The following is a 1,666-nucleotide window of genomic DNA, read 5'->3' on the forward strand; positions in this document are numbered from 1 at the left end:
GTAGGCGTCGCCGAGCCCTGCAGCAATTGCCTTGGACACCTGCGGCGCGGCATACAGGTCATGCAGCTTCAGGCGCACGCCCTGCACCTGGCCCGGCGCCCAGCGTTGCATCTCGGCAGCATCAGCCACATGGATATAGGCTTGCGAGCCATCCAGCTCGGCGCCCACCTTGAAGATCCCGACCACGGTCAGGCGCTGCATGCGCGGGGTAATGCCACCCGGCTCCTTGCTGATTTCCGGCACGATCAAGGTCAGTTTGTCGCCAGTGTTCAGACGAAAACGCCGCGCCGTCAGCTCGCCGATGACCACACCGAACTCACCTGGCTGCAGGTCTTGCAAGCGGCCCTGCACGATGTGCTGGCCAACGATCGAGACCTTGCCCTCCTCGGCCGGGTCGATACCACCCACCTGAATCGGCTGCATCGCACCTTTGTACGACAGCATGCCTTCCATCTCGGTAATCGGCGCCACCGCCATCACCGCCGGGTTCTGCATGGCAGCGTCGGCCACCTTGTGCCAATCGTCCAATGGCTGCACGCCAAGGATGGCGGCATGCGGCACCAACCCGAGAATGCGCGAGCTCATTTCGCGCTGGAAGCCGTTCATCACCGACAGCACCACGATCATCGCCAGCACGCCCAGCGACAGGCCGATCATCGACGTCATCGAGATGAACGAGATGAAGTGGTTGCGACGCTTGGCTCGGGTGTAGCGCGCGCCGATAAAAATGGGCAAGGGTCTGAACATGTACGAAATCACCCAATGAAAACAGGAAAACGGGGCGGCACCAGCCACCCCGAGCAGTCGATCAGATCGCCACCAGATGGCCGTCGTCGAGCTTCAATACACGGTCCATCTGCCGCGCCAGGTTGAGGTCATGGGTAACCACCAGGAATGCCGTGCGCGAGGCGCTGGACAGCTCCTGCATCAGTTCCTGAATGCCCTGAGCGGTATGGTGGTCGAGGTTGCCGGTCGGCTCGTCGAGCATCACCAGGCCAGGGCGGTTGACCAGCGCTCGGGCAATCGCCACGCGCTGGCGCTCGCCACCGGACAGCTCGGCCGGTTTGTGGTTCAAACGGTGGCCCAGGCCTACGCGCTTGAGCAGCGCCTCGGCACGCTCACGGGCCTCGGGGATGGGCGTGCGGCCGATCAGCAGCGGCATGCACACGTTCTCGATGGCGGTGAACTCTGGCAGCAGGTGGTGAAACTGATAGACAAAGCCCAACTCACGGTTGCGCAGCAGGCCACGGGCACGCTCGCCTAGCGCGGACAGCTCTTCGCCCGCCAGCCACACGCTGCCTTGGGTCGGCCGGTCGAGGCCACCCAGCAGGTTGAGCAAGGTGCTCTTGCCAGAGCCCGAGCTGCCGACGATGGCGATACGCTCACCGGCGTGCAGCTCCAGGTTGAGGCCGGACAGCACCTGCACCGACTCCGGGCCCTCGTCGTAGGACTTGCCCAGGTTGCGGCAACTCAGAACGGCTTTATCACTCATGCGCGACTCACTCATAACGTAGCGCCTCTGCAGGCTGGGTGCGGGCCGCACGCCAGGCCGGGTACAGGGTGGCGAAGAAACTCAGGACCAGCGCCGCACCGCAGACCATGTACACGTCCTGGGCCTGGATCTGCGACGGCAGGTAATCGATGAAGTACACGTCGGCGTTGAGGA

Annotated in this window: 2 protein-coding genes and 1 pseudogene; all 3 read right to left on the reverse strand. The window is 63.9% G+C overall.

Annotation, left to right across the window (positions count from 1 at the left end):
• The coding region (locus tag APH42_RS28815; RefSeq protein WP_177336892.1) for an ABC transporter permease at nucleotides 1-747 on the reverse strand (747 nt) is incomplete at its 3' end.
• Nucleotides 748-808: 61 nt separating this feature from the next.
• Nucleotides 809-1,492, reverse strand: coding sequence for a lipoprotein-releasing ABC transporter ATP-binding protein LolD (lolD, locus tag APH42_RS28820; protein ID WP_171577286.1), 684 nt, complete (start codon nucleotides 1,490-1,492; stop codon nucleotides 809-811).
• Between the two features lie 7 nt (nucleotides 1,493-1,499).
• Nucleotides 1,500-1,666 (reverse strand): annotated as a pseudogene (locus APH42_RS30050) (lipoprotein-releasing system transmembrane subunit LolC); the annotation flags it as partial.

The organism is Pseudomonas sp. NBRC 111140 (assembly GCF_001320885.1).
GTDB lineage: Bacteria > Pseudomonadota > Gammaproteobacteria > Pseudomonadales > Pseudomonadaceae > Aquipseudomonas > Aquipseudomonas putida_P.